Source organism: Synechococcus sp. MIT S9507, from assembly GCF_047304715.1.
Classification (GTDB): domain Bacteria; phylum Cyanobacteriota; class Cyanobacteriia; order PCC-6307; family Cyanobiaceae; genus Synechococcus_C.
In genome coordinates, this window is record NZ_CP138970.1 from 2,119,364 (window position 1) to 2,144,529 (window position 25,166).

Annotated in this window: 32 protein-coding genes and 1 tRNA gene; 2 read left to right on the forward strand and 31 right to left on the reverse strand. The window is 57.5% G+C overall.

What is annotated here, in order from left to right:
* Positions 1-39: 39 nt before the first annotated feature.
* The 21 genes from SIB83_RS11205 to SIB83_RS11305 form a co-directional block, all read right to left on the reverse strand.
* Complete coding sequence (locus SIB83_RS11205) at positions 40-219, reverse strand: hypothetical protein (protein ID WP_413745858.1); 180 nt, start codon at positions 217-219, stop codon at positions 40-42.
* 193 nt (positions 220-412) lie between these two features.
* Positions 413-892: a hypothetical protein gene (locus SIB83_RS11210; RefSeq protein WP_413745859.1), complete on the reverse strand. Its 480-nt coding sequence runs from the start codon at positions 890-892 to the stop codon at positions 413-415.
* Positions 889-1,353: a hypothetical protein gene (locus tag SIB83_RS11215; RefSeq protein ID WP_413745860.1), complete on the reverse strand. Its 465-nt coding sequence runs from the start codon at positions 1,351-1,353 to the stop codon at positions 889-891. The genes SIB83_RS11210 and SIB83_RS11215 overlap by 4 nt, the downstream gene beginning before the upstream one ends.
* Before the next feature lie 130 nt (positions 1,354-1,483).
* Complete coding sequence (locus SIB83_RS11220) at positions 1,484-1,855, reverse strand: hypothetical protein (protein ID WP_413745861.1); 372 nt, start codon at positions 1,853-1,855, stop codon at positions 1,484-1,486.
* A complete protein-coding gene (locus SIB83_RS11225; protein ID WP_413745862.1) occupies positions 1,852-2,208 on the reverse strand; it encodes a hypothetical protein in 357 nt (118 codons plus the stop codon). The genes SIB83_RS11220 and SIB83_RS11225 overlap by 4 nt, the downstream gene beginning before the upstream one ends.
* A gap of 56 nt (positions 2,209-2,264) precedes the next feature.
* Positions 2,265-3,743, reverse strand: coding sequence for a hypothetical protein (locus SIB83_RS11230; RefSeq protein ID WP_413745863.1), 1,479 nt, complete (start codon positions 3,741-3,743; stop codon positions 2,265-2,267).
* Entirely contained in the window at positions 3,740-4,033 is a 294-nt protein-coding gene (locus SIB83_RS11235) for a hypothetical protein (protein WP_413745864.1), read from the reverse strand. The genes SIB83_RS11230 and SIB83_RS11235 overlap by 4 nt, the downstream gene beginning before the upstream one ends.
* 14 nt (positions 4,034-4,047) lie before the next feature.
* Complete coding sequence (locus SIB83_RS11240; protein ID WP_413745865.1) at positions 4,048-4,611, reverse strand: hypothetical protein; 564 nt, start codon at positions 4,609-4,611, stop codon at positions 4,048-4,050.
* A 391-nt stretch (positions 4,612-5,002) separates the two neighbouring features.
* Positions 5,003-7,318 (reverse strand): VapE domain-containing protein, encoded by a 2,316-nt coding sequence (locus tag SIB83_RS11245; RefSeq protein WP_413745866.1) that lies wholly within the window; start codon positions 7,316-7,318, stop codon positions 5,003-5,005.
* Entirely contained in the window at positions 7,315-8,820 is a 1,506-nt protein-coding gene (locus SIB83_RS11250; protein ID WP_413745867.1) for an ATP-dependent DNA helicase, read from the reverse strand. The genes SIB83_RS11245 and SIB83_RS11250 overlap by 4 nt, the downstream gene beginning before the upstream one ends.
* Before the next feature lie 80 nt (positions 8,821-8,900).
* Positions 8,901-9,089: a hypothetical protein gene (locus tag SIB83_RS11255; RefSeq protein WP_066912193.1), complete on the reverse strand. Its 189-nt coding sequence runs from the start codon at positions 9,087-9,089 to the stop codon at positions 8,901-8,903.
* 385 nt (positions 9,090-9,474) lie between these two features.
* On the reverse strand, positions 9,475-9,894 hold the full coding sequence (locus tag SIB83_RS11260; protein WP_413745868.1) for a hypothetical protein: 420 nt from the start codon (positions 9,892-9,894) through the stop codon (positions 9,475-9,477).
* Positions 9,891-10,184, reverse strand: a complete 294-nt coding sequence (locus SIB83_RS11265) for a hypothetical protein (RefSeq protein WP_413745869.1) — start codon at positions 10,182-10,184, stop codon at positions 9,891-9,893. The genes SIB83_RS11260 and SIB83_RS11265 overlap by 4 nt, the downstream gene beginning before the upstream one ends.
* Positions 10,181-10,498, reverse strand: coding sequence for a hypothetical protein (locus tag SIB83_RS11270; RefSeq protein WP_413745870.1), 318 nt, complete (start codon positions 10,496-10,498; stop codon positions 10,181-10,183). The genes SIB83_RS11265 and SIB83_RS11270 overlap by 4 nt, the downstream gene beginning before the upstream one ends.
* Complete coding sequence (locus SIB83_RS11275; RefSeq protein WP_413745871.1) at positions 10,495-10,791, reverse strand: hypothetical protein; 297 nt, start codon at positions 10,789-10,791, stop codon at positions 10,495-10,497. Before SIB83_RS11275 ends, SIB83_RS11270 begins: the two co-directional genes overlap by 4 nt.
* Entirely contained in the window at positions 10,788-11,030 is a 243-nt protein-coding gene (locus SIB83_RS11280) for a hypothetical protein (protein WP_413745872.1), read from the reverse strand. Before SIB83_RS11280 ends, SIB83_RS11275 begins: the two co-directional genes overlap by 4 nt.
* On the reverse strand, positions 11,027-11,329 hold the full coding sequence (locus tag SIB83_RS11285) for a hypothetical protein (RefSeq protein ID WP_413745873.1): 303 nt from the start codon (positions 11,327-11,329) through the stop codon (positions 11,027-11,029). The genes SIB83_RS11280 and SIB83_RS11285 overlap by 4 nt, the downstream gene beginning before the upstream one ends.
* Positions 11,326-11,583 (reverse strand): hypothetical protein, encoded by a 258-nt coding sequence (locus tag SIB83_RS11290; protein ID WP_413745874.1) that lies wholly within the window; start codon positions 11,581-11,583, stop codon positions 11,326-11,328. Before SIB83_RS11290 ends, SIB83_RS11285 begins: the two co-directional genes overlap by 4 nt.
* 17 nt (positions 11,584-11,600) lie before the next feature.
* Positions 11,601-12,020, reverse strand: coding sequence for a hypothetical protein (locus SIB83_RS11295; protein ID WP_413745875.1), 420 nt, complete (start codon positions 12,018-12,020; stop codon positions 11,601-11,603).
* 215 nt (positions 12,021-12,235) lie between these two features.
* A complete protein-coding gene (locus tag SIB83_RS11300; protein WP_413745876.1) occupies positions 12,236-13,504 on the reverse strand; it encodes a hypothetical protein in 1,269 nt (422 codons plus the stop codon).
* Positions 13,505-13,628: 124 nt separating this feature from the next.
* Positions 13,629-13,702 (reverse strand) — tRNA-Arg (locus SIB83_RS11305).
* A gap of 67 nt (positions 13,703-13,769) precedes the next feature.
* On the opposite strand from SIB83_RS11305, the gene SIB83_RS11310 reads away from it, so the two are divergent.
* Positions 13,770-14,534 (forward strand): helix-turn-helix domain-containing protein, encoded by a 765-nt coding sequence (locus SIB83_RS11310; RefSeq protein ID WP_413745877.1) that lies wholly within the window; start codon positions 13,770-13,772, stop codon positions 14,532-14,534.
* A 1-nt stretch (position 14,535) separates the two neighbouring features.
* On the opposite strand, the gene SIB83_RS11315 is transcribed toward SIB83_RS11310, so the two are convergent.
* Together SIB83_RS11315 and rsmI are read right to left on the reverse strand one after the other, a co-directional pair.
* Positions 14,536-14,763, reverse strand: coding sequence for a hypothetical protein (locus tag SIB83_RS11315; protein ID WP_413405892.1), 228 nt, complete (start codon positions 14,761-14,763; stop codon positions 14,536-14,538).
* 24 nt (positions 14,764-14,787) lie between these two features.
* Complete coding sequence (gene rsmI, locus SIB83_RS11320) at positions 14,788-15,654, reverse strand: 16S rRNA (cytidine(1402)-2'-O)-methyltransferase (protein WP_413745878.1); 867 nt, start codon at positions 15,652-15,654, stop codon at positions 14,788-14,790.
* Between the two features lie 24 nt (positions 15,655-15,678).
* Here rsmI and SIB83_RS11325 point away from each other — a divergent pair, with 24 nt between their 5' ends.
* Entirely contained in the window at positions 15,679-16,596 is a 918-nt protein-coding gene (locus SIB83_RS11325; protein WP_413745879.1) for a 3'(2'),5'-bisphosphate nucleotidase CysQ family protein, read from the forward strand.
* Positions 16,597-16,605: 9 nt separating this feature from the next.
* Here SIB83_RS11325 and SIB83_RS11330 read toward each other — a convergent pair whose 3' ends face one another.
* The 8 genes from SIB83_RS11330 to yidC all read right to left on the reverse strand — a co-directional run bounded on the left by SIB83_RS11330 (position 16,606) and on the right by yidC (position 25,127).
* Positions 16,606-18,771, reverse strand: coding sequence for a polyribonucleotide nucleotidyltransferase (locus SIB83_RS11330; RefSeq protein WP_413745880.1), 2,166 nt, complete (start codon positions 18,769-18,771; stop codon positions 16,606-16,608).
* 160 nt (positions 18,772-18,931) lie between these two features.
* On the reverse strand, positions 18,932-19,234 hold the full coding sequence (gene rpsN / locus SIB83_RS11335; protein WP_413405900.1) for an uS14 family ribosomal protein: 303 nt from the start codon (positions 19,232-19,234) through the stop codon (positions 18,932-18,934).
* A 43-nt stretch (positions 19,235-19,277) separates the two neighbouring features.
* The gene (rseP, locus tag SIB83_RS11340) at positions 19,278-20,360 is read right to left on the reverse strand and encodes an RIP metalloprotease RseP (RefSeq protein ID WP_413745881.1); all 1,083 of its coding nucleotides are present in this window, start codon (positions 20,358-20,360) and stop codon (positions 19,278-19,280) included.
* 19 nt (positions 20,361-20,379) lie between these two features.
* Positions 20,380-21,657 carry a serine--tRNA ligase gene (gene serS / locus SIB83_RS11345; RefSeq protein WP_413405904.1) on the reverse strand — a complete coding sequence of 426 codons (1,278 nt, stop codon included), beginning with the start codon at positions 21,655-21,657 and terminating at the stop codon, positions 20,380-20,382.
* 59 nt (positions 21,658-21,716) lie between these two features.
* A complete protein-coding gene (locus SIB83_RS11350) occupies positions 21,717-21,878 on the reverse strand; it encodes a hypothetical protein (protein ID WP_413405906.1) in 162 nt (53 codons plus the stop codon).
* 72 nt (positions 21,879-21,950) lie between these two features.
* Positions 21,951-23,450, reverse strand: coding sequence for an AAA family ATPase (locus tag SIB83_RS11355; RefSeq protein WP_413405908.1), 1,500 nt, complete (start codon positions 23,448-23,450; stop codon positions 21,951-21,953).
* Positions 23,443-23,991 carry a YceD family protein gene (locus SIB83_RS11360; RefSeq protein ID WP_413405910.1) on the reverse strand — a complete coding sequence of 183 codons (549 nt, stop codon included), beginning with the start codon at positions 23,989-23,991 and terminating at the stop codon, positions 23,443-23,445. The genes SIB83_RS11355 and SIB83_RS11360 overlap by 8 nt, the downstream gene beginning before the upstream one ends.
* A complete protein-coding gene (gene yidC, locus SIB83_RS11365) occupies positions 23,988-25,127 on the reverse strand; it encodes a membrane protein insertase YidC (RefSeq protein ID WP_413405912.1) in 1,140 nt (379 codons plus the stop codon). Before yidC ends, SIB83_RS11360 begins: the two co-directional genes overlap by 4 nt.
* Positions 25,128-25,166 lie beyond the last annotated feature (39 nt).

Genomic DNA, 25,166 nt, shown 5'->3' on the forward strand with positions numbered 1-25,166 from the left:
ATTTATTAGGTGAAATAGGCCTATATGGGTTTTCGTAAGCTAATATTCGCGGTGCAAATCCACGACCTGTCTTTTGTTATGAAATTCAGCAGCTGCAGCTTGAAGCAAACTCGCAGTGCTGCCTTTTTTTGACATCGGGTTTTCTGCCCTGATCTTTGATGCGTCAACCCCTGCGATTCGGCAGCAATCGTTGAGGATTTTGATTTCTTCTGGAGTCATTTAATGCGGGCTGCAATGTCCCAAATTGACTCCCTAATTTTAGCGAATGCGTTTTATCTATCTCTGCTCAACTGCGCTCAATCGTGCCAGGTATGGCGACGAAGTCGTCACCTACCAAGTCCCCGGCGGTCGAGCAAAGGCTGGGCTTGCTGCAAATAGAAGTGAAAGCAATAAGAGTCGTTTTTTCATTGATTCAATAGCGGAAGTGTTTGACTACTCTTCGTGGCTTTCCATCCTTGCTTTCAGAGCCTAAGACTTGATTCGTCTTTTGTTCGTTACTGCAGCTATAGCTTCCATACAATCTTGCCTTGTTGTAATACTCTTGATTTGATAAGAGGAACTCTTGCTCTCTCTGATCGTACTTCTGTCGAATTGCAGCTCTATCATTCTCCTCTTGTAGCACTTGTCGTTTTGCTTGCAATAACGTTTCAGGCTTTAAAGGATCAATTACAACAGGCTTTTGCTTATTAGTTCTTTTGCTTAGTGATTCCAGCTCATCCTTTTTTTGTTTCTCAAAGTCTGGCCTGACTGGTGGTTTCTCTTCCATTTTAGAAAGTGATACCTGCCAATTCTTTTCTTCCCACTCCTTACAAGCAACTACAGCTTGCTCCATCGACTGATACTTGCATCCTGCCAAGGTCAATGCCAGAGCTAAGAACAGCAGGCTTTTCATTGCTTCTTTCGCTTGTCGGCTAACCCAATGAGCTTGAATTCATCCACCTCCTCAGGACTAAGAGATTTAATGTGTTTCTCGAATACTTCAGTTGAGATAGACTCGAACATTTCGCAGAACCTTTGACTGCTGCAAGTAAGCCTGCCGAACTTTGCCTCTACCTCGTCGATAGTATAGTAAATGGCAGCAATTTCTTTCCAGGCTTTTTCTCTTATAGCCTTGATCAACTTGTTGAAGTCATCTCCTGCTAAGTCCTTTTCTGTGAGTCCATTCTCAAGCCAGCATTTGAGCATCACCCAAAAACCTAGCCAGTCGTGTCCAACAAATTTTTTACATCTTTTCAGAGCCCTTTGCATTTGTGGATCTATCGCACCTGGCTTGGTCATTGCATTAGAAGCAACATCGCCTGTAGCTGAATAGAACTCATCACGCTCCCAAAGGCTTTGTATTTCGAATGCCATAGTTTGTGCAGTTAGAGCAGAGAAGGTCTTCCCTCCTGGACCTCTTCACCATCTCTGGAATCAATCAAATTCACATCCCCCGTTCTGGTAGTTCTTGCAGTGATTTCAGGGGTGTTTATCCCCCATTTGGTTAGTCCGTTGGTATTTCATCAACGCCAACAGTCCAAAACACTGGTGCCGCAACCTTCCTTGCCTTGCCGTCACGTTCATTGCTGACGCCTTTCAAGGCCGCGGCATTGGGCCACAGTCGTGCTTCGCCGTCAATCACTTCCAGCACTTCATTCGGGCGCACCAAACGCATCACAGCACCTTCAACCGGCGCGCAAAAACTCACAGGGCGCACCATTCGCCTGATCGTTACCTTCACCCATTGCGGCAGCACTTCAGACACAACACCATCGATCTCCAATGTCTCGCCGTCGTCATCACATAACGCCAAACCGAATTCAGCACGCGTCACACTTCCTGCCAGCCTGACAACATCACCCGCCTGCAATTTCATTGGCTACTCAGTAAGTATTTTTTTGGAATTAATGGTTGGCAATCGGGGTTTTTTGTTGTCACAAGAAGGCCAATTATGGTCGCATATTTTTTCCCACCGCCAAGGTTGGGTTTTGAAGGTCGCGTAGCCCATCTGTCCATCATGTCTGATATCAGCGAGGTTGATGTTTTTGTCTTTAATACTCCAGCATTTGTGAGAGCACACAGTGCTTGGATCCAGCCTATGGCGCGCCCCTTGTTTAAAATCTTTGCCTCTAGTTCGGGCTTTGGAAGCTGGCTTTTTGCTGCATTAAAGCCACCGTCAAATGCTAATAAACCAACAAACAGCGCAGCGGTCGCGATGATTCTTTTCATGGGATCAACGTAAGTCTCAGGCCCGTAATCCCGCATCCCCCATCCGAGCGAAAGCGTCATTTCCACATCAGTGGGTGGGGTGCACCCTTGCTTCCTGTTTTCCACTTGGCACGCCACCACTGCACGCCATACCTGACCGCATCCAGGCTGTGATTCGCGCAACCATCAGCAATGCGTTCAACGTCCCGCGGATGCCTAGGCAGCGTTGGCCATGTCGCCATCAACCCCTGGCACGCTTGCGTCCACATCAGCCATGGCGTCTCCGGGTCGCGCCCTGATGCCTGCAACATCGTTCTGACCAATGCCAGCCCGTTGGCCTCCCGTGCGTTCATCTTTCCCGCACGCACCAATGGACACCCAGCAGCCTTGAAGTCACCAGCAGTTGAACCCCTGTCGCTGCCAGTGGCGCTGAAAACAGCATCGTCAGCCACAACCCGCGTGGTGCCTGGCCGCAGCCCCCACCTGGCCAGCCATTCAATGATTCCCGCCGCCTGCTCAGCATTCGACAGATAAGTGCCGCGGGTCCAGTCCCTTTGGCCACCAGCAGTGGAACTCGCCACATAAAACTCATCCAGCAGCCAGATTGAACCTTTGGGCGCACCCTCTGGGTCAGGCAGGCACAGGTAGGCCACGGTCGGTGCACTGCAGCCCCAGTCCATGCAGACGAATGCACGCTTCAGGTCTTGCTGTGGGATGCCTCCAGGTCGCACATCACGCAGGCTGCGCCGCACACCAAAGCTCGATCCGAAGAATGCGCCGGCGATGTCAACATCCAGCCGGCCATGCAGCCAGGCATCCAAAAGTGCAGGTTCATCAGCCGCTGCAACCTTGATGTTCCGGATGTATTGATCCAGGTCCAGGTGCTGATTCGAGCTAGCCGTGAAGCTCGCAAAGATCGTGTATTTGCCCAGGTCTTCGCTCCAAAAGCGACTGGCCTTGCCTGGCTCCGGATAACCCGCAGGAATCCCATATCTCGCTTGCAGCCATGGGTGCGCAGGACCGCCAGGGTTGCCCAACAGGATGGTCCTTGTCGGCACTCCAGCAGGGCCTCTCAACGTGGCCGCTGCCATGTCGATAAAGCTCGAGTCGAAGTGGTTGCCCACCTCGTCGTGCATCGCGCAGATGAACGATCGACCCTGCAGCCTTGCCAGTGCCTTCACTTGCTCAGCTGGGCCTGCACCGGTGTAAGCAAGCTCGATCTTTCCGTAGGGCATGTCCTTGCCGCCCAGGCGGAATGTCATGTCTCCGCTGCTGTAGCTCGTGCCTGGAAAAGCCACGGTCAGATAACGCCAAAGCAGGCCCTGCAGCTCAGTGAGCCCCTGGAATGTGGTCCTGGTGATGAGGCAGCTGTATTTGCTTTTGAAGTGGGCAGCGTCCCTGGCCACCACCAGTGCGATTCCCCAACTTTTGCCCGTGCCTCGAGCGCTGATCACGCACAGGTCGTCGGACCATGGCGCATCGAGCATCAACTGCTGCGTGAGCGTCGGTTCGCGGATCTCAGGACCGGTGGCCGCGGGTGCTGCAGTGGTGGTCATGCACTCACCTCAGCTGGACTGGTGGCGCGTGCCTTCATCTGCTGAAAGGCCTCATTCACAGCCTCTTCAAGGGCAGCAGCTTCAACGTGCTCGATGCCCAGCTCGAACAGAGCAGCCAATGCAAGACGCTGCAGCTTCAGATCACTGACGCTTCCACCCTGGGCCTGGATGGCCACCTGCAACATGGCCGCGGCGATGGGTACGAGGTTGTCAAAGGGCAGCGGTTCATCAAATGGCGTCAGCAGGTCGGCAAGTTGCTGGTGATCACGATCAGGACCGGAAAACATCATCAGAAAAGCTCCGTTTAAGAGGCGTTTGCCCCGGTGATCTGCTTAGTAAGCAGGTGGTCATCAAGTCCCTGACTGGGGTTGTCAAGGGCACCCTCTGAAGTGGGACCACTAGCGGGACCACTAGCGGGACCACTTGGCGTCACATCGACCGTTTCCCCTGAGCTCCAGCGATCGGTGAATGACGCACCATCTGCCGGTGCACTCAGCTGGATCACGGTGGCCTGCTGATTCACCTCGTTCGCTCGATCGGTGATTCCCAAGAATTGAGCCCATCTGTCAGCAGAGCGGGCCAATGCCTCCGCAGTGCGGGGGTCGATGCCCTTAGTGCGGCGGATCTCTTTTGAACCATCGCTGCGTTCGATCGTTTGAATGCGACCTTCATCGGCTTGGCGTTGGATTTCACCAGCGAGGTGTCCAAGCGTGTTGTTGAACAGCTGATCAATTTCAATCCGGCGATCATCCAGATCAATGCCGCGTTCTTTAACCAGTTCTTTCCCGCGACCGATTGCGAGATGAACAGTTTGCGTGGATTTGATTGAGAACTCGTTTTGAATCGTGCGGACAGAGTTGCCAGCCATGTGCGACTGATAAATGGCGATGTCTCTGACTTCTCTAGCCTCAGATTTCCTCTGACGGGATCGAGGCTGTTTGCTAACTGTTTGACCCATACATCACATTATGCCGGGACTGATTAGGGCAAGTGTCCCAATGTCCCAATCTGTTTTTCAACTTTCTCTTTTACCTATAAATACAGCTAAATAACTAAAAAATATAATTTCCTTTTTTATATTGGGACATTGGGACGTTTTACTGAGATACGTTTTGTGGCAGTGCTTTCAGGCGTCCCAATCTAGTGTCCCAATCTCCCCCCAAAAGCCTGGAAATGTCCCAATGTTGGGCGAGTGCATTGGTGCCAAGGAGCTGAAAATGTCCCAATGTCGGGCTGAAATGTCCCAATCTGTCCCAATCTCATGGGACGTTGGCTTTGCGCCAATATCGACCTTTTTTGCCGTTATATCGTGATGGTTCACGGTCTTTGATCCAGCCTCCGATTTGCTCCATGGCCTTGGGCAATTCGATTTGCTGATTCCTATCGGGAGCGCGATCGATTGGAATGATTCCAGCACCACGCAGGATGTCATTGGTGTGATGTGGCCCTGCTTGATTGATGGGCTGATCAAGCCAGGTTGCGATGGAATGCGTCCACGGATGTTCATCCTCAGCAAGCTCCAGATTCAGCCTGCTAGCGGCTGCCGCAGCATCTGCATCGAGGAAACATGGTTCCCCTGCGCGATAGGCCAGAACGGCAGCCTTCCAGATGCGATCGCGATCACGGCGCACCTTGTCGATGTCGATGCGTTCACCGGCATCGAATGACTGCGGGCATCGGATAACTAGGAATCTGCGGCGGAGTGCAGCATCGCCGCGAAGGAAGGGGCCGTTAACGGTGCCGACCATGATCCCGGCACGATCCTGCTTTTCGGTGCCTTTGCCGAAGGGAACGCGCAGATCATCACGTCTGGTGGTGATGAGGTTTTTGAGCTGCCCGACAGCTTTCTTTCCAGCGATGTAGTCGAGCTCAGCCTGTTCATAGATCCATGCCCCATGAAGGATGAGCAGGAAGTCCTTTTCCTGTTCGGCATCACTGCTGGAGTGCCAGTCAGGGGAGGCCAGAACGATCCAGAACTCTGACTTGTAGATGCCGCCATCACCATCGAGAGTCACGACAGTGTCGAACTTGCAGCCGGGTTCGAAACGGCGTTTCACCGCACCGATCAAGCCAACCCTCAGGTAGCGATCAAACAGCGGTTCAGTGGTGCCGAGATAGGTGCTGCTGAGCTTGTCGATGTCAGCTGGCTCGATGTTGGGATCGGCCGCGACGACATTCAGATAATCCTGAATTGGATCGAACCGATTGGCGCAGGCCAGGGCATAGACGGCATCGATGCAGGATGCCTTTTGGATCTTCCAGCCAGCCTGTTGCGCCTTGCCGTAAAGGCGTTCCATCTCAGGTTCAGGGATGGGATGGCCACCGGCTTCAACCAGGCGAGTGACGGTGTTGAACCGCAGGAACCGATTGGGGAGTTTTCCCTGAAGAGAAGTCAGTGCATCACCGGTGCAGAGAATGGTGCGCACCTTTTTGCCTTCATCAGTGAGCGCCCAACCGGCCCCCCACTGATCGATTAGTGCAACGTCGCCGGGGGTGTCGCTGTCGTCGTCGATGGCGATGGTGGCCACCGGTGCAGCGTCTGATTTGGTCGGGCTGGTTTGCTCCCTCCATGGGCAGATCCATGGGTTGCTGGGATCGGCGGGATCCTCCGCTGCAATGGTGAAAACGGTCCAGATTTTGCTGCGCTTGCCGGCTGCAGGTGGATCAGCTTCCAAGGATGCTGCGACCTTGTCGATCTCCCAGTCGCTGTCTTGTGACCAGTCAGCTTGTGCTGCCAGATCGCAGGCTTGCTCACTGCCGAATTCATGCACGAGCGCCGCAAGGATACGCATGGCGGTGGGATACCCACCAGTGCCTTGCTTCCCGCGTTCAGGGCAATGCTGAAGGGCGTCGATCACAACGGCATAACGCTGCGCTGCGGTCATGTCTTTGTAGTGAGTGCCATCACCGGCCGCGGCAGTTTGCACCCTGTTTCGACGTGATGGTGCCGCAGTGGTGCTGGGCTGAATGTTGAACCGTGCTTCTGCAGCGGTGAAGTATTCCTCGAGCTCAGCGAGGCTGAACTGCTCGGCGGTGGAATGGCGAATTTCGGCACGATTGCCGGTCTTCGGATGAATGGCGCCGGCGACCCGCATCACTTGGCATGGGTCATCCAGTGAGGTGTCGGCATCACCGCCTGGATGGGCGGCTTGCATGATCGCCGCGAGTCTCCGCTGAGCAATGGTGAACTGCTCAGGGGTGATGGCCTGCTGCAGTGGCCAGTAATGGTGAATCGACTTGTTTCCGGAGAAAACGGACAGGCCTGGTTCAGGCATGACGCCCTGCCAGGAGACCATCTGTTCGTCGAGTGATGCGCCGCTGTCGTCTTCGGTGAAAAGAGCAACTGCGGATGTGATGTCAGCCTTTTTGCCGCCACCAGGGTTCACGACGAATCCCAGCGCCATCTCCGGCCGTTTCTCCAGCAGTTCATCAACCGCCTTGCTGATGGGCTTCCCGTTTTTCAGAAAGTCCTTGCCGAAGCCTTTGCACCAAGCGCGGAAGAGGATTGGCGATTCATCCGGATCAAGACCCAGAAAATCCAGGTGTTCCTGAACTGCTTCCCAATCAGTGGTCACAGCTGCACCTCCGGATCAGCAATGACATGAACGGCACGCTGTGCCCGTGTAGCAGCGGTGTACCAAAGACGGCGGCGTTCGTTGGCTCCACCGGCTGCACGATCTAAATCGCGACCTTGGATGAATACGTTGCGGAATTGAGAACCCTGGGCCTTATGGCAGGTCAGGCACCAATAAGGCTGTAACTGCGCGAAGGAATCATTCAGATCCCAGAAATCATCCCAAGCGTGTTGGCCGGAGCCACGCTGCATATTTTCAAAGGCCTGCTCCCTTAATTGCTTGAGGAACACCTGCATCCGACCTTCATGGGTGGGATCAATCGCCCTGATTTTTCTGGGTGGTTCACCGTCATCGGTTTGGGTGATCAGCTCCCAGCTGAGGAATGGCTTGCCATCGGCGCAGGCTGGATGGAGAAATTCGACAGGTGTGGCCTGACGAATCAAAAGCTCACGGCTCGAGCCATAGATCAGTTCGGTGTGATCATCAGGAGCCTTGACCCCTGAGTGAGTGACAACACGTTCCCCAACGAGGAACGGAGCAGCCTTGCGGCCATAAACATGACGACGAATGCCGGCATTGAGCCGATTCACCTCATCGTTGGTCCAGGCAATGACGCGAAACGCATCAGGATCATCTTTCTCGTGATGTTCGGCTGCCATCTCGAGGAAGGCATGTTGCCATTCCTTTTTGTCGGCGTAGGTGAAGATCGAGCTGGAGTCACCAATGATTGATTTGGTGAATGGGATTCTCCATTTGCTGCCGGTGGTTTGCCTGATGGCGGTAGCTGCATCAAGCACTGCACCGTCGTGGCGCATCACTTTGGTGAGATCAAACCGCGGAGTGCAGCGCAATGCAGGTGAAACCCTGCCGAATTTGACGGGAGAGAGCTGGGCTTGATCACCAATGAAAATGATCTTGGTCCAGAAATCAGCTGCCTCCTCGATGTACTTGAGCAGCTTGGGGTGCATCATCGATGCTTCATCCGCTAGCCAGATGTCGTTTTCATCCAGGCGCGGCTTGGAGCCAGGCTGCGGAACAAAATCAACCTCGTCTTTGGTTTTCTTTTCACGCAACCCAAGCAGCGAAGCAAAGGTTGCGGTTTCAGATTTGTTGACCTTGCAGGCATCTGCCAAAACTTGGCAGGCCTTATGGGTTGGAGCGCAAAGTCCAACCGTGTAACCAGCATTGATCAACGATTCACGGATCAACCGTGAAGTTGTGGATTTGCCGGATCCTGCGGGGCCATTGAACGAAGCGAATGTTCCACCACCTGATTGGCGGCAAAAAGCCGCGATGCCACTGATGGCGGATTGCTGTTCAGAAGTGGCTTGAAATCCAACCGGCTTGGACGCTTGCAGGCAGAGCTCGTCTGCAGCGTCACGGAGAGTTTCAGCCTGGATTTGCTCGATGCGAGCAGCATCCTGCTGATGTTGCAGGAATTCAGAAATTGACGACGCATTAACGCCGTCAGGGCCGATGCCCTTAGATTGAGATTGCTTCAAGGTTTAACCTTTAGACGGGTTTGCTTTGAGGGCAGGGATCCAGCCGGTGCTTTTCCGGGCGTGGCTGAATCCCCCTGTGATCAGTTGTTGGCCAGTTCAAATTCGCCAGCGGCGATCAGAACGATTTGGCGAAGAGCTTCAGCGTGAGAACGCAGGCCGTTAGTGCGGCGATAGTTTTCGAGGAACTCTTTTGTTCCGGCGTGAAACTTGGTGCTGATCAACTCCCTATCGACGACCGGACAGTGCTTGTCGATGGTGGAAGAGGTCATGATTCGATGGGCAATGAATGCAACAAAGTCACCCTAAGAGTTAAAAAGTGACTCGCAATTACTCTGTTTTGAGTGATCCTTTCGGAGGGCGGTGTAGGGCGCCCCGGTGAGTCAATAGATCAGAACTCTTAATCATTCTTGCTGAATCTAGTCTTGGTCAAGCAACAAAAAAGCCCCCGTGATTGGGGGCTGATAAGTCGATTACTGCAAGGAAATCATCCTTGCTCACGCTCTTGCAAAGTTCGGCTGTATTGATCAGCCAGCATTCTGCATTCTTGAACTTGCCCGCGATAATGATCACCGCGAGATTCAAAGTAACCAGCGCGAAGTAGCTCCCACCGTGCAGCGTCGTAGAGCTCAGCGGTGTCGAGTGTGCGACGTGGCATTAGCCCGCCTCCAGAACACGGCGTTGACCATCAGTGAGCTCAGAGCTCTGGCGGTAACTCCACCCAGATGCGGCGCAGTAGGCAATGGCAGCAGCCACTGACCGGCAGTTGCCGACGTACTGATCCGATTCTCCAAACAGGTGACCCTCGGGACTGATCGTGAGCACCGCGGTGGACTTGGCCACCTTCGGTTTGCGTTTGGTTGTCGCCTTGGGTTCCGCCAGTGTCTCCACAGCCATGGGCTGCAGCAGGTCACGGGCAGCGTTCACCTTGATGATCTTTTCGTCGGTGCCGCCGTTGTCAGGATGCGCAGCTTTCGCCGCTTCCCTCCAGGCGGATTGGAGCATTTCCAAAGTGAACTCACCTTTCGGTGGAATCCCCAAGACCTTGCGGGCCTGAGGCTTGGTGAGCTTTGTCATGCAGCCCTCCGCTCGATGTTGTGAGCTCGGATTGCTTCGAGCAGCTGCACCTTTCGTGCATGAGCCCGCCACTTAGCGGTCCCGATCTTGAGATCGCGGGCGTGCTTCAACAGCTCCATCCTGGTGAGTTTCAGGCTGGGCTTTTTCGGACCGAAGGTGGTCCGCACCAAAGGTGTTGATGGTGCTGGGGCAGAGGCCTTGGATTGACCGATAGCTGCTGCCAGCTGCAGCAACAGGCTGAGACTGGCCAGGCCGAAGGCGACCTGGCAGAGCGTGGGAGTGGTGATCATGGTTTGATCCCTCCTGCCCAGAGGCATTCCCTCGCCACGCTGGTGAAGCCGTGCCAGAAGGCCATTAGGTGGTCCTGCTCCCAGTTGTCACTGGTGAAGTGGTGATGCCTGGAGAGCTCTTCACAGCCGCTGCCAAGGAAGGCAGCTTGTGCGGCGTCACCGATGGAGAAATCAGGATCCCCCCAATCAGCACCGCTGGCGCGGTTGTCATCCACCAGTCCGTCATTCAGTCGCCCATCGGCAACCATCACGGCAGCAGCGCGACAACCGTCGAGGCGCGACATGGCCACGCTGATCACATCGGAGGTTTTCATGACTTCACCTCCTTTGCCTTTGGGTGAGCTGCGGCACGCAGTTCCTGGATGCGGTTCAAGCCGAGCGCAACCCTTTCGGTTTCATCGTCCAGGAACTTATCGACGAGCACTTGGAAGTCACGGACGGTCAGACCATCCAGCAGGTGCTGGCAGTCCTTCCAAACGCGGTGTTCCGTTGTGCCATCCAGCTGCGTGCATTGCTCGGGCGGACTGTCGTCGTTCCAGATTTCGTCGTAAAGAACGTCTCCGACCAACTTCAGGAGTTCAGGACTGACGGGCTTCGGGGCGGTCATGACTCAGCCCCCGCGGTGAGTGCAGCAGCGGCAAGTTGACTCAGCCCCAGATAGGTGGCCGCGGCGATTGTGCGTGTGTTTGGGTCGCCTTCCAGCAAGGCGGCCAGCTCGTTGATTCCCTTGGCCGTATGGACGATGGCACTGTGAAACTCAATTGGCCCCTTTGCCTCCTTGCAGGCTTGAGCCAGTGGTTGCTTGTTCAGCGGCGAGGTGCTGTTGATGTCGTAGGTGGAGCTCATTGCTGAACCTCCACAGAATTGACCTCGGCGCTGATGCTGTTCAGGTCGTGATCGAGCTTCAGCTCAAGCGGTTTGAGCTCAACTTCGATGCCCATCCGTTTCGGAAGGCTTTCGATCAACAGCTCAGTGATCTCGCCTTCGACGCTTTCAAAAGCGGTCTGCAGAGCCATTTCTGCCTCATCAGTCCACTTTTCACCGGGATCGACGTAATCCTTCCCGATGGCTTTGGCGTCCTTGGAAGAAAGTTCGACGCGATAGGTCGCCTCAGTGGAAACCTGGATTGCGATGGTGAAACTCATGCCTCACCTCCATCGTCCAAGCGACTGCGGTTGATCTTTGTGGCTTCAGTCCAAGCGCGGACCGCTAATTCTTGATCCCAGACAACCTGCGGGCTGGTGGGTGATTTGCGGCGGTAGTGAACACCCAGCTTGAAAATCTGAGTGTCGGGATGAATGGACTTGTCGTTGTAGTCCTCGCGGCGACGATGAAGCGTCTTGGCGTCGTTGACACCAAGCGCCTGCATCACCTCCCGCGTTGAAGCGGTAAAAGACATGGGCTCGAACTAAGGGGTTAGTTCGATGCAGAAGAAAATGCGTATGCGGCAAAGAGTTTGCGTAGAACGCGGCGGAATTTGATCCAGCCGTTGTCTTTCAAACCTTGCTCTTTCCAGTGTCGCCAGTTGACACTCTGCATCTGCCGTTCGATTTCAGCAGCTTCCTTCAGTTTTTCGGAATAAGGCTCCAGCACGGCTTGCACCGGCTTTGAACTGAAGTGAACCGATCCATCGGGCAGAACAGTGCATCCCTTCTGGAAGGCACGGACAAGTTTTCCCGTCGGCAGTGTGCCTTTAGGGGTTTGAACTTTGATCACTGTTCCATTGCGGAACTTGACCTTCAGTAATTCACTTGTCCGAAGACGTGCCATTGCACTTCTCTGCATCGAGAACAAGGACCGCTCCGGACAAGCCTTACGACTGTCGCGCTCATCCACTGGCGAAGGTGGACGGTGGGGGCTGTAACAGCGTCTTCCCATTTCCAAGCGCACCTTAACCATCCCTGACCGCCCTTGACAACCCTTAAGCGGGGAAATTGCCGTTTTTGGTTGATGCAAACTCCGTATACGGTGAATTTGACAGCATCAGATAGGCGCTTCGTATACGGGGTCTAAGTGAGAAATAGGCTCAGCTCGCAGAGCTTCTGCAGCTGTCACAAGTCGGTTGCATCAGCCGCCCCCAGGATTCGATCGAAAAGCTCTGCCGTTGTTTCCTCGGTTGCTGTCACGTAGTGCGCGGAATGGGTCTTGTCGCTGTGACCCATGGCCAGTGCCATTGATGCCCCTGGAATGCCGCGGAGGTGTCCACGGGTCGAATAGGTGTTCCGGAATGAATAGGGCCGCAGCCATTTGCCCTGCTCTTCAAAGGCCTTTGCCATTTCCTTCCAGAGCTTCAGTCGCCCCAGGTACTGCGCCACTGCCGCGCCACGTTCCTTCAGTGGTGGGAATGGCATCAGGCCAGCATCAATCTGTGCTGCCAAGTCCCCTGCGGGGTAGTCCTCACCATCAGGACCCTGAAGCGGGATGGCCTGGAGCCAGCGTGGTTTGGTTTCAGTCTTGGTGGTGCGGCCGCCAGCAGCCTTCCTGTAGCTGCACCAGAGCTGGAGCTTGCCGGTGGTGGGGTTCACCTTTGGCGTCAGGTGCATCAACTCCTCAGGCCTCAACCCATAGACGGCCATCACCAGCAGGACGTTGCGCCAGGTTTCTGTGGGTGCAGCATCCAGCAGCTCAAGGATCTGAATGTCGCTGAGGATCGCAACCTCGCGTTCATCCTTCGCTTTGCCATTGCCGGCCAGCATCAGCTTTTGGTGCTGGGGAATGATCCACTCACCACTCAAGCCCTCATGCGCCACCGCATAGGTGAGCATCCGGGTGACGGCCCCGACGCATTGCTGCCTGGCGCGTGGTTTGTCGCTCCAGCCGCCGGTGGTGATCGTGGCGTCGATCAGTTTGTAGGGAGTTGCAGGTGACTTGGGACTGGCCAGCAGCTTCACCGCCTGGTCGCAATAGGTGCGCTCCAGAACCATGGTCTTGTCGCTGACCTGTTTGCCGTTTTGCTGCCGATCTCGGTAGTGGGCCGCGGCGATCGCCTGCCAGTTGATTCCGCTGATGGTGGAGGGAACTCCTAAAGCAGGTTCCTCATCGGCATCTTCTGGGTGGAGCTCGGACCAGGCCTCCGCCAGGGACTTCGGCGGGTCGCTTTGAGTCGCTTGGTAGAGGCTGGCCAGGGTGTCGGTCACGGGACCGATGCAGCCCACCTCCCACGCGATCGGGAGTGTCTTTGTCCATGACGCAGCCGCGCCACCGGCTCCAGCGCGAACACGAAGCTTCACCTTCCCTCGGTGCTCGCTGACTGACCAGCCTCGAGGAACGCCTGAATTTTTGATGGATTCCTTGAGGACGGGGCGGAAGTCAAGCGCCATGAGTTACTGCTTAGCGGGACCATTCCCAGAATCATGACACAGAAAGTGGTCCCGTAGTGGTCCCGCCAATAAAAAACCCGCCGAGTGGCGGGCAGGGATGGCTGAGAAGCCTTGGTGTGACTGACGCCCCCTGATGGATTCGAACCATCGACCGACTGCTTAGAAGGCAGTTGCTCTATCCAGCTGAGCTAAGGGAGCAATGGCGCCATTGTTGCAGCCAATCCTCCTTGCAGCGCTTAAAGTTGGCGGCTGCGTAAATCCTGCGATGGCACCCAGCCGGCTTACCGACAGTCAGAAGCAGGAGCTTTTGGCTCGTTACCGCGCCGGCGAGTCCAGTTCGGCTTTGGCTGCTTTCTACGCCATCAGCCCGAACACCGTCAGCCGCACGGTTCGCACCCTTCTCAGTCAGGAGGATTACGACGCACTCAAGTCAGCGCGTGCCCGTTCCGGTTCTGTGCCGTCATCACCTGAGTCCTCTGTTGCTGGGGATGCCTCCAGCGCAAGTCGTTCCGGCACTGAAAGCGCTCCCGTCAGCACCGACGCTCAGCCGGTCGAGGACGAAGGACCTTCGAACCTGGCTCTTGAAGATGCCGATGACTTCGGTGATGACGACGCTGATGAGGTGAGCGATGACGACGGCTTTGACGGTTCAGCGGACAATGTGTTCCAGGAAATCGCTGTTCTGCCCGTTGATCTGCCGCAGGTGAGCCGTGAGCAGGTCAGCTGCCTTCCCTTCGCTTCCGGTGTCCTCCCCGACAGCGTCTACATGCTCGTCGACAAAACGGTTGAACTGGATCCAAAACCGCTCAGTGAGTTCCCTGAACTCGGTGTTCTCAATCCGGAGGAGCTCACACGTCAGGCACTGAGTCTTTACTCCAGTCCCCGTTCTGCCAAGCGCCAGTGCGGCCGCAGCCAGCGTGTGATCAAGGTTCCCGACACCCAGGTGTTTGAGCGCACATCACGGCATCTGCTCGCCAGGGGAATCACGCGCCTCGTGCTCGAAGGCGCCTTGTATTCACTCGACAGCTGATTCACCGTTGGGACTGTGGCATCAGCACCGCCGCGAGGCTACCGCCGCTGATCACCCCCAGCACCGTGCTGACGCCAACAATGAACCCTGCAGGAAGAGGGGCTGTTCTGCCCACACCCAGGTTCAGCCTGTAGCGGTCGCTGAGGTTCTGCGCTCCAAGGCAAAGCACCACCAGCAAGGCTGAACCAGCTCCAAGGGTGATCAACAGCAACCTGAGGCGCAGCAACATGCCGCGAATTCCTTGAATCTTCCCTCAGTCTGCCTGGTTCTGCTGTGCATGCAGCAGTGCGTAGAGCTCACGTCGTGATCGGCCGGCGATCCTGGCCAGATCCTTGGCCGCATCGGCCGGTTTCATGCCCTGTTCGATTCGTGCTGACAGTTGCTCAAGGCACTGCTCATCACTCAGGCAGGTCTGCTCCTGCTCGGATGCACCGCCCAGCACCAGGGTGAACTCACCCTGAGGGGAATGCCTCTGAAAATGCTCCAGGGCCGCAATCACCGTGGGGCCTATCTGTTGTTCATGACGCTTGGTCAGTTCGCGGGTCACCTGCAGGGCTCGCTGATCACCGCAGAGTTGCTGGAGCTCTTCCAGCAGTTTCACCAGTCTGTGCGGAGCCTCATAAAGCACCGTGGTGCGTTGTTCCTCAACCACCGCTGTCAGTCGTTCGCGGCGTTCGCGCCCCTTGGTCGGCAGAAATCCTTCAAAACAAAAGCGGCCGCTGGGAAGGCCACTGCTGACCAGTGCCGTGGTGGCTGCGCACGGCCCTGGGATGCAGATCACGGCATGGCCTGCCTGACGTGCGGCAGCCACCAGATCTTCGCCTGGATCGCTGATGCCCGGCAGCCCTGCATCACTGATCACGGCGATGCTGTGGCCATTGCCGAGTTCCTCCAGAAACTGAGGAATCCTTCCCTGGGTGTTGTGTTGATGAAAGCTGCAGCGACGCGCTGTGGAGCCAAGGGCTGTGAGTAACTGGCCGCTGTGGCGGGTGTCTTCGCAGGCGATGGTGTCCACGGCGATCAGCAGGGCCCGTGCCCGCGGAGAAAGATCGCCCAGATGGCCGATCGGTGTGCCCACCAGATAGAGAACACCACCTTCCGGTTCGGCGCGTTGCTTCACAATGGCTCCGCCAAGACCTTCTCCATGATGCCGACTTCGATGAGCCTGCCTGCCGGCATAAGTCAGGACCGCCTTCTTGAAGCCTTGCGTCCTCTGTGCTGGGGAGCCGCAGACATTCTGCGGGCCTATGCCCGCGGGGAGCAGCCGCCCCATGGCTTTTCCCGTGCTCTCAGTGTTGACGATGGTGGAGAGGGACCGGTGTCTGCAGCGGATCTGGCCGTGAATCACTGGCTTCTGGATGGTCTGCGTTCAGCATTCCCCGATGCAGGCTGGACCTTGCTCAGTGAGGAGACAGCCAAGGAACAGCTCACCGCAGGCGAACCGTTGCCGGCCGAATGGCTGTGGATTCTTGATCCTCTCGATGGCACCAAGGACTTCCTGCAAGGCACTGGTGAATATGCGGTCCATCTGGCGCTGGTGAGGGGGCAGCGTCCGGTGCTGGGTGTGGTGTTGCTTCCCGAGGCTGATGAACTCTGGTTCGGCCTGGTGGGTGATGGCAGCTGGTGTGAAAACCGCACCGGCACTCGCAGCCCCGTGGGTTTCAGCCACCGCTCCGCTGAGGGCGAACTGATCATGGTGGCGAGCCGCAGTCATCGCGATGATCGCCTGGAGCGGCTGATCGCCGCTCTCCCCCTCGCCGGCTCCAAGGCTGTCGGCAGTGTGGGATGCAAGGTGGCCACCATCCTTCGGGGGGAGACTGATCTCTACATCTCGCTATCAGGCAAGAGTGCCCCGAAAGACTGGGATATGGCGGCTCCAGAAGCCGTGTTGCTGGCAGCTGGTGGTGCTTTCACCCATGCGGACGGTCGTCCACTCACGTACAACACAGGCGATGTGCGTCAGGCCGGTTGTCTGATTGCCAGCCATGGAAAAGCCCATGCCGATCTCGAACGGAGAGCGGCACAGGCCATGGAGACAATCGATCCTGGTTTTCAGGTCTGAGGCGACCCCTCAGGAGAGGGGCGCAACGGGTGTGGGAGCAGGTTCGGGCTCAGCGTCTTCGCCGTTCTGAGGCACACCGCGCAGCGTCAGGTTGATGCGGCCGCGGTTGTCGATTTCGCGGACGCGAACGGTGACCTCATCGCCCACCTTCACCACGTCTTCCACCTTCTCGACACGAGCCTCTGAAAGCTGGGAGATGTGGATCATGCCCTCCTTGCCAGGCAGGATCTCCACGAAGGCGCCGATCGGAATGATCCGGGTGATGGAGCCACTGAACACCTCGCCTTCGTTCACCTTGCGGGTCAGCCCTTCGATGATTTTCTGAGCTTCATCAGCCGCCGCCCCGTCATGGGAGGCAATGGTGACGATGCCGCTGTCCTCGATGTCGATCTTGGTGTTGGTGCGTTCGGTGATCCCCTTGATGGTGCGTCCACCAGGGCCGATCACCGTGCCGATCAGTTCCGGATCAATTCGGAAGCTGAGCAGGCGAGGGGCATGGGGGGACATGCCATCGCGTGGGGTGTCAATCGCCTCGAGCATCTTCTCGAGGATGTGGAGACGGGCAGGACGTGCCTGATTGATTGCTTCTGCGACCGTGTTGATCGCCAGGCCGGTGATCTTCATGTCCATCTGCAAGGCAGTGATCCCCTTGTCCGTGCCCGCCACCTTGAAGTCCATGTCGCCGAGGAAGTCCTCGATGCCCTGGATGTCGGTGAGGATGCGGACCTCCTTGCCCTCCTTGATCAGACCCATGGCGGCACCGCTGACGGGTGCTTTCAGAGGCACGCCCGCATCCATCAGGGCCAGGGTGCTGCCGCACACCGAACCCATTGAGGTGGAGCCGTTGGAACTGAGAACCTCGCTCACCACCCTCACCACATAAGGGAAGGTGTCCTTCGCAGGCAGCACGGGCAGGATGGCGCGCTCCGCCAGCGCACCGTGCCCGATTTCGCGCCGACCGGGGGAGCGCATCGGCTTGGTCTCACCCACCGAGTAGGGAGGGAAGTTGTAGTGGTGAAGGTAGGTCTTCTCGGTGTTGGGGTTGAGGTCGTCCATCTCCTGGGCATCACTCGGTGTGCCAAGGGTTGCGGTCGACAGCACCTGAGTGAGACCGCGCTGGAACAGACCGGAACCATGCACCCGCTTGGGCAGAACACCGGCGGCTGCACTGATCGGACGCACCTGATCCAGGCTTCTTCCGTCGACCCTCTTGCCGTCCTTCACTATCTGCTGACGCATCAGCTTCTTGGTCAGGGCTTTGAAGCTGGTCGGCAGTGCTTTGCCGTTCCCTGAAACAAGCTGGCGCACCGGGTCGCTCTCTTTGAGGCCCTCGATGGTTTCAGCGGTTTGCTCACGGATGGCATCGAGCTTTTCGTCGCGCTCGGCCTTGCTCTGGTCGAAGTGGCTGAGCACTTCACCAATCGATTTGCTGCAAGCCTTCTCCAGATACACTGGAAGCGTTGTGTCTTCGCTGGGAGCCTCCGGTTTCACCTGCTCAATTCCAGCCTCCTTGAGGATGGTTTCCTGTGCCTTGATCAGTTCACAGACCGCTTCGTATCCGAAGTCGATCGCTTCAATCACATCGCCTTCCGGCAGCTGATTGGCGCCAGCCTCAACCATCACCACACCTTCAGGTGTGCCGGCCACGACCAGATCGAGGTCTCCGCGTTCGATCTCACGGAAGCTGGGGTTGAGCACGAAGTCATCACCCAGCAGGCCAACCCGCACCGCGGCCATCGGCCCCTGGAAAGGAATGCCAGCAAGCAGGGTTGCCATGGAAGCGCCTGTCACCGACAAGACATCCGCAGGGACACGTTCGTCGAGAGACATGCAGGTGGCCACGATCTGGATGTCGTCTCTCATCCAGCTGGGAAAGAGAGGCCGCATCGGCCTGTCGATCAGGCGGCAGATCAGTGTGGCGCGCTCGGGAGGTCTCCCCTCACGGCGCATGAAACTTCCCGGAATGCGCCCTGCTGCGTAGAGACGCTCTTCGTAGTCGCAGATGAGAGGAAGGAAATCGATGCCTTCCCGTCCTTTGGACTGGGTGGCTGTGACCAGTACCGAAGTGTCACCGCATTCGATCATCACCGAGCCACCGGCCTGTGGGGCGTACCGCCCCGTGGTCAACCGAATCTCCCGACCGTCAAAGGAGATCGACTGTGTCTGACCTTGCACTGTTGTTTATGTCTTTCTATCAAGGTTGATTCTGGCACTTCACAGGATTGGAACGTCAATCCCACTGAATCCAATTTGATTCGGCCTGTGACATCCATCAAAAAAGGAGGTGTTCAAACACCTCCTTGACTGCATCACTTTTGATTCGGGACTCGGTGAATCACCAGCTTGATTTCACGACGCCGGGAAGTTCACCCTTGTGGGCACGCTCGCGAAGCTGATTACGGCAGAGACCGAAGTCGCGATAGACCCCTCTGGGCTTGCCTGTGGCCCAGCAGCGGTTACGCATGCGGGTAGGCGCACTGTTGCGGGGCAATGCCTGGATCTTGCGGTGGATCTCGAGGCGCTTCATGGGGTCTTCCGCTGCATTGAAGGCGGCCATCAGGGCATTGCGCTTGGCTGAGAAGCGCTCAACCATCTTCTTGCGCTTCGCGTCACGGGCGATCATCGACTTCTTGGCCATGCAGCGGTTGAAAAGGAGCAGTTCAATCAGCAACCATACAGTTTCACTGGCCGATCAATTGACGCACCACGGGGAGCTGGCTGGTGTCACGCACGATCAGCAGCACACTGAGGCCCAGCACCAACAGCAGACTGGACTGCATCACAGCCAGCTGAAACCGTTCCGGCAGCGGACGTCCGCGCAGCCCCTCAAGCAGCAGAAACACCAGCTGTCCGCCATCGAGCAGGGGCAGCGGCAGGGCGTTGAGGACTGCCAGATTGATGGAGATCAAGGCCAGAAAAAGGGCGAGACCCGAGCCTCCCTGACTCGAGAGTTGCGCGCCCATCTCCACAATCTTCACAGGGCCTGAAACCTGCTGGGCGGTGGCGCCGAAATTGGTGAACAATCCCGCGTAGCCGGAGACCGTTCTGCTGAACAGTCCGCTGAACTGCTGGCTCGACACACTGACTGCCTCCAGCGGCGAGCGCACAGGACGGGTGGAGCCGCTGACCACCTCCTGAAGTTGAGCGCCGATACGACCCACACCCTGTTGATCGGCAGGTGTGAGCTGAAGCGGCGTCAGCACACCATCACGAATCACCTGAAGTGTGAGTGGCTGGCCGGGGCTGTTGCGGATGGGATCAACCGCAGCCTGCACGGCGGGCTCGCCACGGCCAAGATCCACCGCATCGATCGACAGAATGCGATCGCCGGGTTTGAGCCCCGACAGAGCTGCCGGTTCCCCTCCCTGCACGCTCATCACCATCACACCAGGTCCTGGCTCCCCGGGAACTCCGGTGGTGGCTGTGTGCCCGACAAGAACCAACCAGGCCAGCAGCAGATTGGCCAGCACGCCAGCGCTGATCACGAGCATCTGCTGGGGAATCGGTCTGTTGCGCAGCAGATCCGGATCGTCTTTGGGAATGTCGCTTTCGTCGTCGTCTTCGGGGAATGAAACGAATCCACCGAGAGGCAGTGCCCGCAGCGCGTAGGTCACGCCACCCTGCTCGGTTTTGAGCAGAGCAGGCCCAAATCCCACTGAAAAACCGTTGACACGAATGCCCTGGAGTCGGGCCGCGAAGAAATGCCCGGCTTCATGAATGACGATCAGCAGCCCCAGAGCCAGCAGTGAGGCCAGAACGTTCATGGAAACCGTTTCAATCCGTTCATTCTGGCTGGATTCTGTCTCCACCGAAGTAAGGCACCAGCGCCTGGGGCAGCAACACACTGCCGTCCGACTGCTGACCGTTTTCCAGCAATGCCGCCATGGTGCGGCCGATCGCCAGACCGCTGCCGTTCAGCGTGTGAACCAACTTGGTCACTTTCCCTTCCTTGGTTCGGATTGAGGAGCGTCGCGCCTGGAAATCACCGCAGACGCTGCAGCTGGAAATCTCTCTGTACGCTCCGGCTCCTGCGAGCCAGACCTCCAGGTCGTAAGTGCGTGAAGCCGAGAATCCCAGATCACCTGTGCAGAGTTCGAGCACCCGGTAGGGGAGTTCAAGGGCCTGAAGCACCGCTTCAGCATCAGCTGTGATCTGCTCGTGAGCTTCAGCGGAGTGGTCAGGGTGCACGAACCAGTACAACTCGACTTTGTTGAACTGGTGCAACCGAATCAGGCCACGGGTGTCTCTGCCATAGCTTCCAGCTTCCCTGCGGAAGCATGGGCTGTAAGCCACATACTTCAGAGGAAGCTGATCGATCGGAATGATTTCATCGCGATGCAGCGAGGTGACAGGAACTTCCGCGGTGGGCGTCAGCCAGAGATCGTCGTCTGCGCAACGGAAGCTCTCCTCGGCAAATTTCGGGAGCTGACCTGATCCGGTGAGACTGGCACTGTTCACCAGCACCGGTGGCAGCACCTCCTGATATCCCTTGTTGCCGTGCAGATCGAGCATGAAGTTGACCAGAGCTCGCTCCAGTCGTGCGGCCTGTCCAAACAAAGTCACAAACCGGCTCTGCGCTATGCGCACTGAGCGTTCGCTGTCCAGGAGGCCGAGACGGTCTGCGATCGCCCAGTGTTCTTCGAGACCTTCCTGTTGCCGCGGGACGCCCCAGCTGCGCAATTCGATGTTCTCGGTTTCATCCCTGCCATCAGGACTGTCCGCAGAAGGCAGGTTCGGAAAGGTGAGCAGCTCTGTCTTCAACCTGGAGGACAGTTCCTTTTCCTCGTCCTCGAGGACGGACACCTTCTGCTTGATGGAATTGCCCTGTTGACGCAGTTCAGAGACCTCGGCCCCTTTCGGGTCAGCTCCGGCTTTGATCTTCTGGCCCACGTCCTTGCCGATGCGGTTGCCCTCCGCCTGAAGGGTGCTGCGCCGCTGTTCAAGATCCCTTTGATGCTGAGCGATCTGTTGAAGGGGGCTGAGATCGACATTCAGGCCTCTGCGTCCCAGCTGTGTGGCAATCAGCTCAGGGTTATCTCGCACCAGACGCTGATCGAGCACAGGGATTCGAATGATCGCGCCGGCAGCCTAGGCGTCCGCTGTCAGAGCTCTGTCCTGCCTCAGAAAACCTGGCCCACCATCACTGCAGCCACAGCTGAGAACAAAGTGATTCCCAAGGCTGTGACAGGGTTCTGACCCTGAGCGACGGCCACCGTGGTGATCACCCCGGCTCCAAGGCAGGCTGCTGCCAACTGGGTGGTGATATCGGAGGTACGGTTCAAGTCCGGTGTTTCGGGAGTTCCTGGAACCTACGGAGGCTGACTGGGGCTGTCTCGGGTTGAGGGGATGGATTGTTACGCCGCGTCAGGGTTCGTTACGGCCCGCAATGATGCTGGCCTGGCCCGCCCGGCACTGGCCCATTGCTTGAGGCTCTCCATCTGTTCCCTTGCCGTGCGTGAAAGCGGTACAAGCTGTGAAGCCGCCAGGATCATGTCGCTTTCAGTGAGTTCACGGATTTCGGCGAACGCCAGGTGCATCGCCTCAATCACCACCTGCTCCAACTCGGCGCCGGAGTAGCCGTCCGTGCGATCGACCACCGTTGACAGCGGCAGATTGAGGCCGGGGCGGCGGCGTTGCAGGTGAAGGCTGAGGATGCTCAGACGTTCATCCCTGGAAGGCAGATCCAGCAGGAAAATCTCATCGAAACGGCCCTTGCGCAGAAGTTCCGCCGGTAAACGCTCCACGCCGTTCGCCGTCGCCACCACAAACACGGCAGAGCGTTTCTCTGCCATCCAGGTGAGAACGGTGGCCAGAACCCGCTGACTGGTGCCGCCGTCACTGCGGCTGTCATTGCCGAAGCCTTTGTCGATCTCATCAATCCAGAGAACGCAGGGTGCCATCGCTTCCGCCCGCTGAATCATGTCGCGGGTTCTGGCTTCGCTGGCTCCAACCAGCCCGGAGAAGAGGCGTCCCACATCAAGTCGCAACAGAGGCATCGACCAGCTGTGGGCAATGGCTCTGGCGGTCAGTGATTTGCCGGTGCCCTGCGGACCCACGAGCAGTACTCCTCTCGGGAGAGGAAGTCCGAAACGGCGTGCATCGTCATTGAAGGCTCGGTGTCGCTGGTCAAGCCAGTGCTTGAGGGTTTCGAGCCCGCCGATGTCGCCAGGTGTCGCATCCGTCCGGCAGAACTCCAGCACTTCACTGCGGGCAAGGGACAGTCGTTTCTCCTCCAGCACATCCACAAGGTCCTCGCGGCTCAGCGATCCACGTTGTGCGAGCGCCTTAGCAGCCACATGCCTCACCCTGGCTTCACTGAGACCACAGCAGGCATGGGTGAGTTCCTCGAGCACATCAGCCTCCAGAGCTCGACCGCTTGCCCTGGCGATGTTGGCGAGCAGTGTTCTGAGCTCCTGCTCCTGGGGCAAGGGCAGGTCCATCAGCGTGAGGGCCTCGTCAAGGTCCGCCGGTGGTGTCCACTGCCCGCAGGTCACGATCAGGGTGTGTGGTGTGGTTCGCAGCTGGCTGGCAAGGTTGCGAAGCATGCGGGCAATGCCCGGGTCCTCGCAGAACCGGTGCACATCCTTGAGCAGCAGAAGGGTCGGACTGGACGGGGAGCGTTCCTGCAGCCACTGCAGCACCGCCATGGGCTGACGGGCACCCAGCTGTTCCTGGCCAAGAGCACCGCTGAGGCCGCCCACGAAATCCCAGCAGGTCAGGGTGCGATCGGGCAGTCGCTCCGAGGTCTGACGCAGCAGCGTTTCAACGCGCTCCTCCTCATGGCTGCGGATCCAGATCAACGGTGTGCCTGATCGGATCAGCAGATCCAGCTGTGCGATCCAGTTGTCAGTCATGGTGTGTCCCGTTGCGTTGCATCGACGACTGCAGATCCTTCAGGGCCTGCCAGCGAGGGTCAGGGCTTTTCTCTCCGTGGGATGCAGCACCATCTGCTGGTTGTTGCGGCATCCCAGGACAATGCTCCCCACAGCGATTGACGACTGACATCTGCAGACTCAGCTGTTCGTAAATCCAGCGTTCCGGTTCGAAGTCACCACGTGGGTCCAGGCACTCCATCAGCCCCTCGGGTGAGGTCGGATCAAGACCTGTCTGGGCGAGATGATCATCGCTGGGTTCCGTGCCAAGCCAGATCAGTTCCCTGGAGACAGCGCTGAGCTGTTGGTTGAAGTGACCGAGGCAGCGGTCGCAGCGGAGGCAGATGATGGTCTGCACAGACCCTTCAACCTCCAGGAGATTGCCGAGATGTTCAGCCCTGATGGTGCCTCGCACAGGGGTGAGGCTTGGCATCTCGTCGAGTTGACCCTCCACTGACCAGACCCTGGGGCTTCCCAGAGCTTGTAGCTCCCTGAGCGGTACCGGCTCAAGGCCGGGAATCATTTGTTGCCGCCCTTTGGCTCGAAAGGCAAACGGCTTCCAGCAACTCCACCGGCTGCAGCTGGTTCGGGTTGCTGCTTGAGCTGTTCGTCCAGGATGGCCTGCAGATTGTCAGGCAGAGCCTCACGAGTCAGCAGGAAGGTCTGCACGGCCTGGAAGATGTTGGCGATCACCATGTAGAGCAGAACGCCGGCTGGCAGTGGGAAGAACAGGAACATTCCTGTGATCATCACCGGGGTGATTTTGTTGGCAGTGGACTGCTGAGGATTGGCGGGCATGCCCATGCCCGACAGCAGCTGGGAGATGAACAGGCTCAGTCCGAAGGAGCCAACAAGGATCGCGATGTCCCAGTTGACAGCCCCGTCGGTGTAGAAGCCCACCTGGCCGAGAGCCTTGATGAACAGGAAGCCACTGCGGGCTGCCAGGCCTGGGATCTTTCCTTCAACGGTGGCATCACCGGGAGCGAGCGCTGTGATCTCTCCTGTTTCCGAGACGGAAACAATCGATTCGCCTTTGGTGACCGTCCAGGCTGGCAGGAAGGAGCGTCCGTTCTCAACATCGTCGAGAACGTCTGTGAAGGGCTCCCCGCTCTTGGTCTGGAGCTGGATCTGAACGTTCTCACCGGTACCGATCTTGGTTCCACCGGGGAGGCTTGCGATCACTGGAACGTGATCGGTTTCCGTCACAAAAATCGAGTGACTCGCCGTCGTGAACGGTTTGGGCTCAACCGCCGCGATCTGTTCCGCTGGCAGCACCTTGAGATTGAGGGTGTAAGGAACGTCCGCGAACGGTGACCCACGCAGGGTGGCGAACAACGCAAACAGAATCGGCATCTGCACCAGCAGCGGCAGGCACCCGGCCAGGGGGCTGCCGAACTCCTTCATCAACTTGCCGAGTTCTTCCTGCTGCTTCTGAGGGTTGCTGGCATAGCGGGACTTGATTTCAGCCTGCCGCTTCTGCATCACGGGCTGGGCAATACGCATGCGCCGTGCACTGCGGATCGATCCTGCGCTGAGCGGGAACAGAGCCAGGCGAATCACCACCGTGAGAGCCACGATCGCGAGGCCATAGCTGGGCACCAATCCGTAGAAGAAATCCAGGATCGGCAGCAGCAGATTGTCGGAGATGTAACCGATCACGATGGCGTTCCGATGGGCGGTGAAGGGTGATGCCAGTGT

What these genes read in the sequence shown, in the direction of transcription:
- SIB83_RS11205 (WP_413745858.1), bottom strand. Translation starts at nt 219, where the DNA reads ATGACTCCAGAAGAAATCAAAATCCTCAACGATTGCTGCCGAATCGCA.
- SIB83_RS11210 (WP_413745859.1), bottom strand. Translation starts at nt 892, where the DNA reads ATGAAAAGCCTGCTGTTCTTAGCTCTGGCATTGACCTTGGCAGGATGC.
- SIB83_RS11215 (WP_413745860.1), bottom strand. Translation starts at nt 1,353, where the DNA reads ATGGCATTCGAAATACAAAGCCTTTGGGAGCGTGATGAGTTCTATTCA.
- SIB83_RS11220 (WP_413745861.1), bottom strand. Translation starts at nt 1,855, where the DNA reads ATGAAATTGCAGGCGGGTGATGTTGTCAGGCTGGCAGGAAGTGTGACG.
- SIB83_RS11225 (WP_413745862.1), bottom strand. Translation starts at nt 2,208, where the DNA reads ATGAAAAGAATCATCGCGACCGCTGCGCTGTTTGTTGGTTTATTAGCA.
- SIB83_RS11230 (WP_413745863.1), bottom strand. Translation starts at nt 3,743, where the DNA reads ATGACCACCACTGCAGCACCCGCGGCCACCGGTCCTGAGATCCGCGAA.
- SIB83_RS11235 (WP_413745864.1), bottom strand. Translation starts at nt 4,033, where the DNA reads ATGATGTTTTCCGGTCCTGATCGTGATCACCAGCAACTTGCCGACCTG.
- SIB83_RS11240 (WP_413745865.1), bottom strand. Translation starts at nt 4,611, where the DNA reads ATGGCTGGCAACTCTGTCCGCACGATTCAAAACGAGTTCTCAATCAAA.
- SIB83_RS11255 (WP_066912193.1), bottom strand. Translation starts at nt 9,089, where the DNA reads ATGACCTCTTCCACCATCGACAAGCACTGTCCGGTCGTCGATAGGGAG.
- SIB83_RS11260 (WP_413745868.1), bottom strand. Translation starts at nt 9,894, where the DNA reads ATGACAAAGCTCACCAAGCCTCAGGCCCGCAAGGTCTTGGGGATTCCA.
- SIB83_RS11265 (WP_413745869.1), bottom strand. Translation starts at nt 10,184, where the DNA reads ATGATCACCACTCCCACGCTCTGCCAGGTCGCCTTCGGCCTGGCCAGT.
- SIB83_RS11270 (WP_413745870.1), bottom strand. Translation starts at nt 10,498, where the DNA reads ATGAAAACCTCCGATGTGATCAGCGTGGCCATGTCGCGCCTCGACGGT.
- SIB83_RS11275 (WP_413745871.1), bottom strand. Translation starts at nt 10,791, where the DNA reads ATGACCGCCCCGAAGCCCGTCAGTCCTGAACTCCTGAAGTTGGTCGGA.
- SIB83_RS11280 (WP_413745872.1), bottom strand. Translation starts at nt 11,030, where the DNA reads ATGAGCTCCACCTACGACATCAACAGCACCTCGCCGCTGAACAAGCAA.
- SIB83_RS11285 (WP_413745873.1), bottom strand. Translation starts at nt 11,329, where the DNA reads ATGAGTTTCACCATCGCAATCCAGGTTTCCACTGAGGCGACCTATCGC.
- SIB83_RS11290 (WP_413745874.1), bottom strand. Translation starts at nt 11,583, where the DNA reads ATGTCTTTTACCGCTTCAACGCGGGAGGTGATGCAGGCGCTTGGTGTC.
- SIB83_RS11300 (WP_413745876.1), bottom strand. Translation starts at nt 13,504, where the DNA reads ATGGCGCTTGACTTCCGCCCCGTCCTCAAGGAATCCATCAAAAATTCA.
- SIB83_RS11310 (WP_413745877.1), top strand. Translation starts at nt 13,770, where the DNA reads ATGGCACCCAGCCGGCTTACCGACAGTCAGAAGCAGGAGCTTTTGGCT.
- SIB83_RS11315 (WP_413405892.1), bottom strand. Translation starts at nt 14,763, where the DNA reads ATGTTGCTGCGCCTCAGGTTGCTGTTGATCACCCTTGGAGCTGGTTCA.
- SIB83_RS11325 (WP_413745879.1), top strand. Translation starts at nt 15,679, where the DNA reads ATGATGCCGACTTCGATGAGCCTGCCTGCCGGCATAAGTCAGGACCGC.
- rpsN (WP_413405900.1), bottom strand. Translation starts at nt 19,234, where the DNA reads ATGGCCAAGAAGTCGATGATCGCCCGTGACGCGAAGCGCAAGAAGATG.
- rseP (WP_413745881.1), bottom strand. Translation starts at nt 20,360, where the DNA reads ATGAACGTTCTGGCCTCACTGCTGGCTCTGGGGCTGCTGATCGTCATT.
- SIB83_RS11355 (WP_413405908.1), bottom strand. Translation starts at nt 23,450, where the DNA reads ATGACTGACAACTGGATCGCACAGCTGGATCTGCTGATCCGATCAGGC.
- SIB83_RS11360 (WP_413405910.1), bottom strand. Translation starts at nt 23,991, where the DNA reads ATGATTCCCGGCCTTGAGCCGGTACCGCTCAGGGAGCTACAAGCTCTG.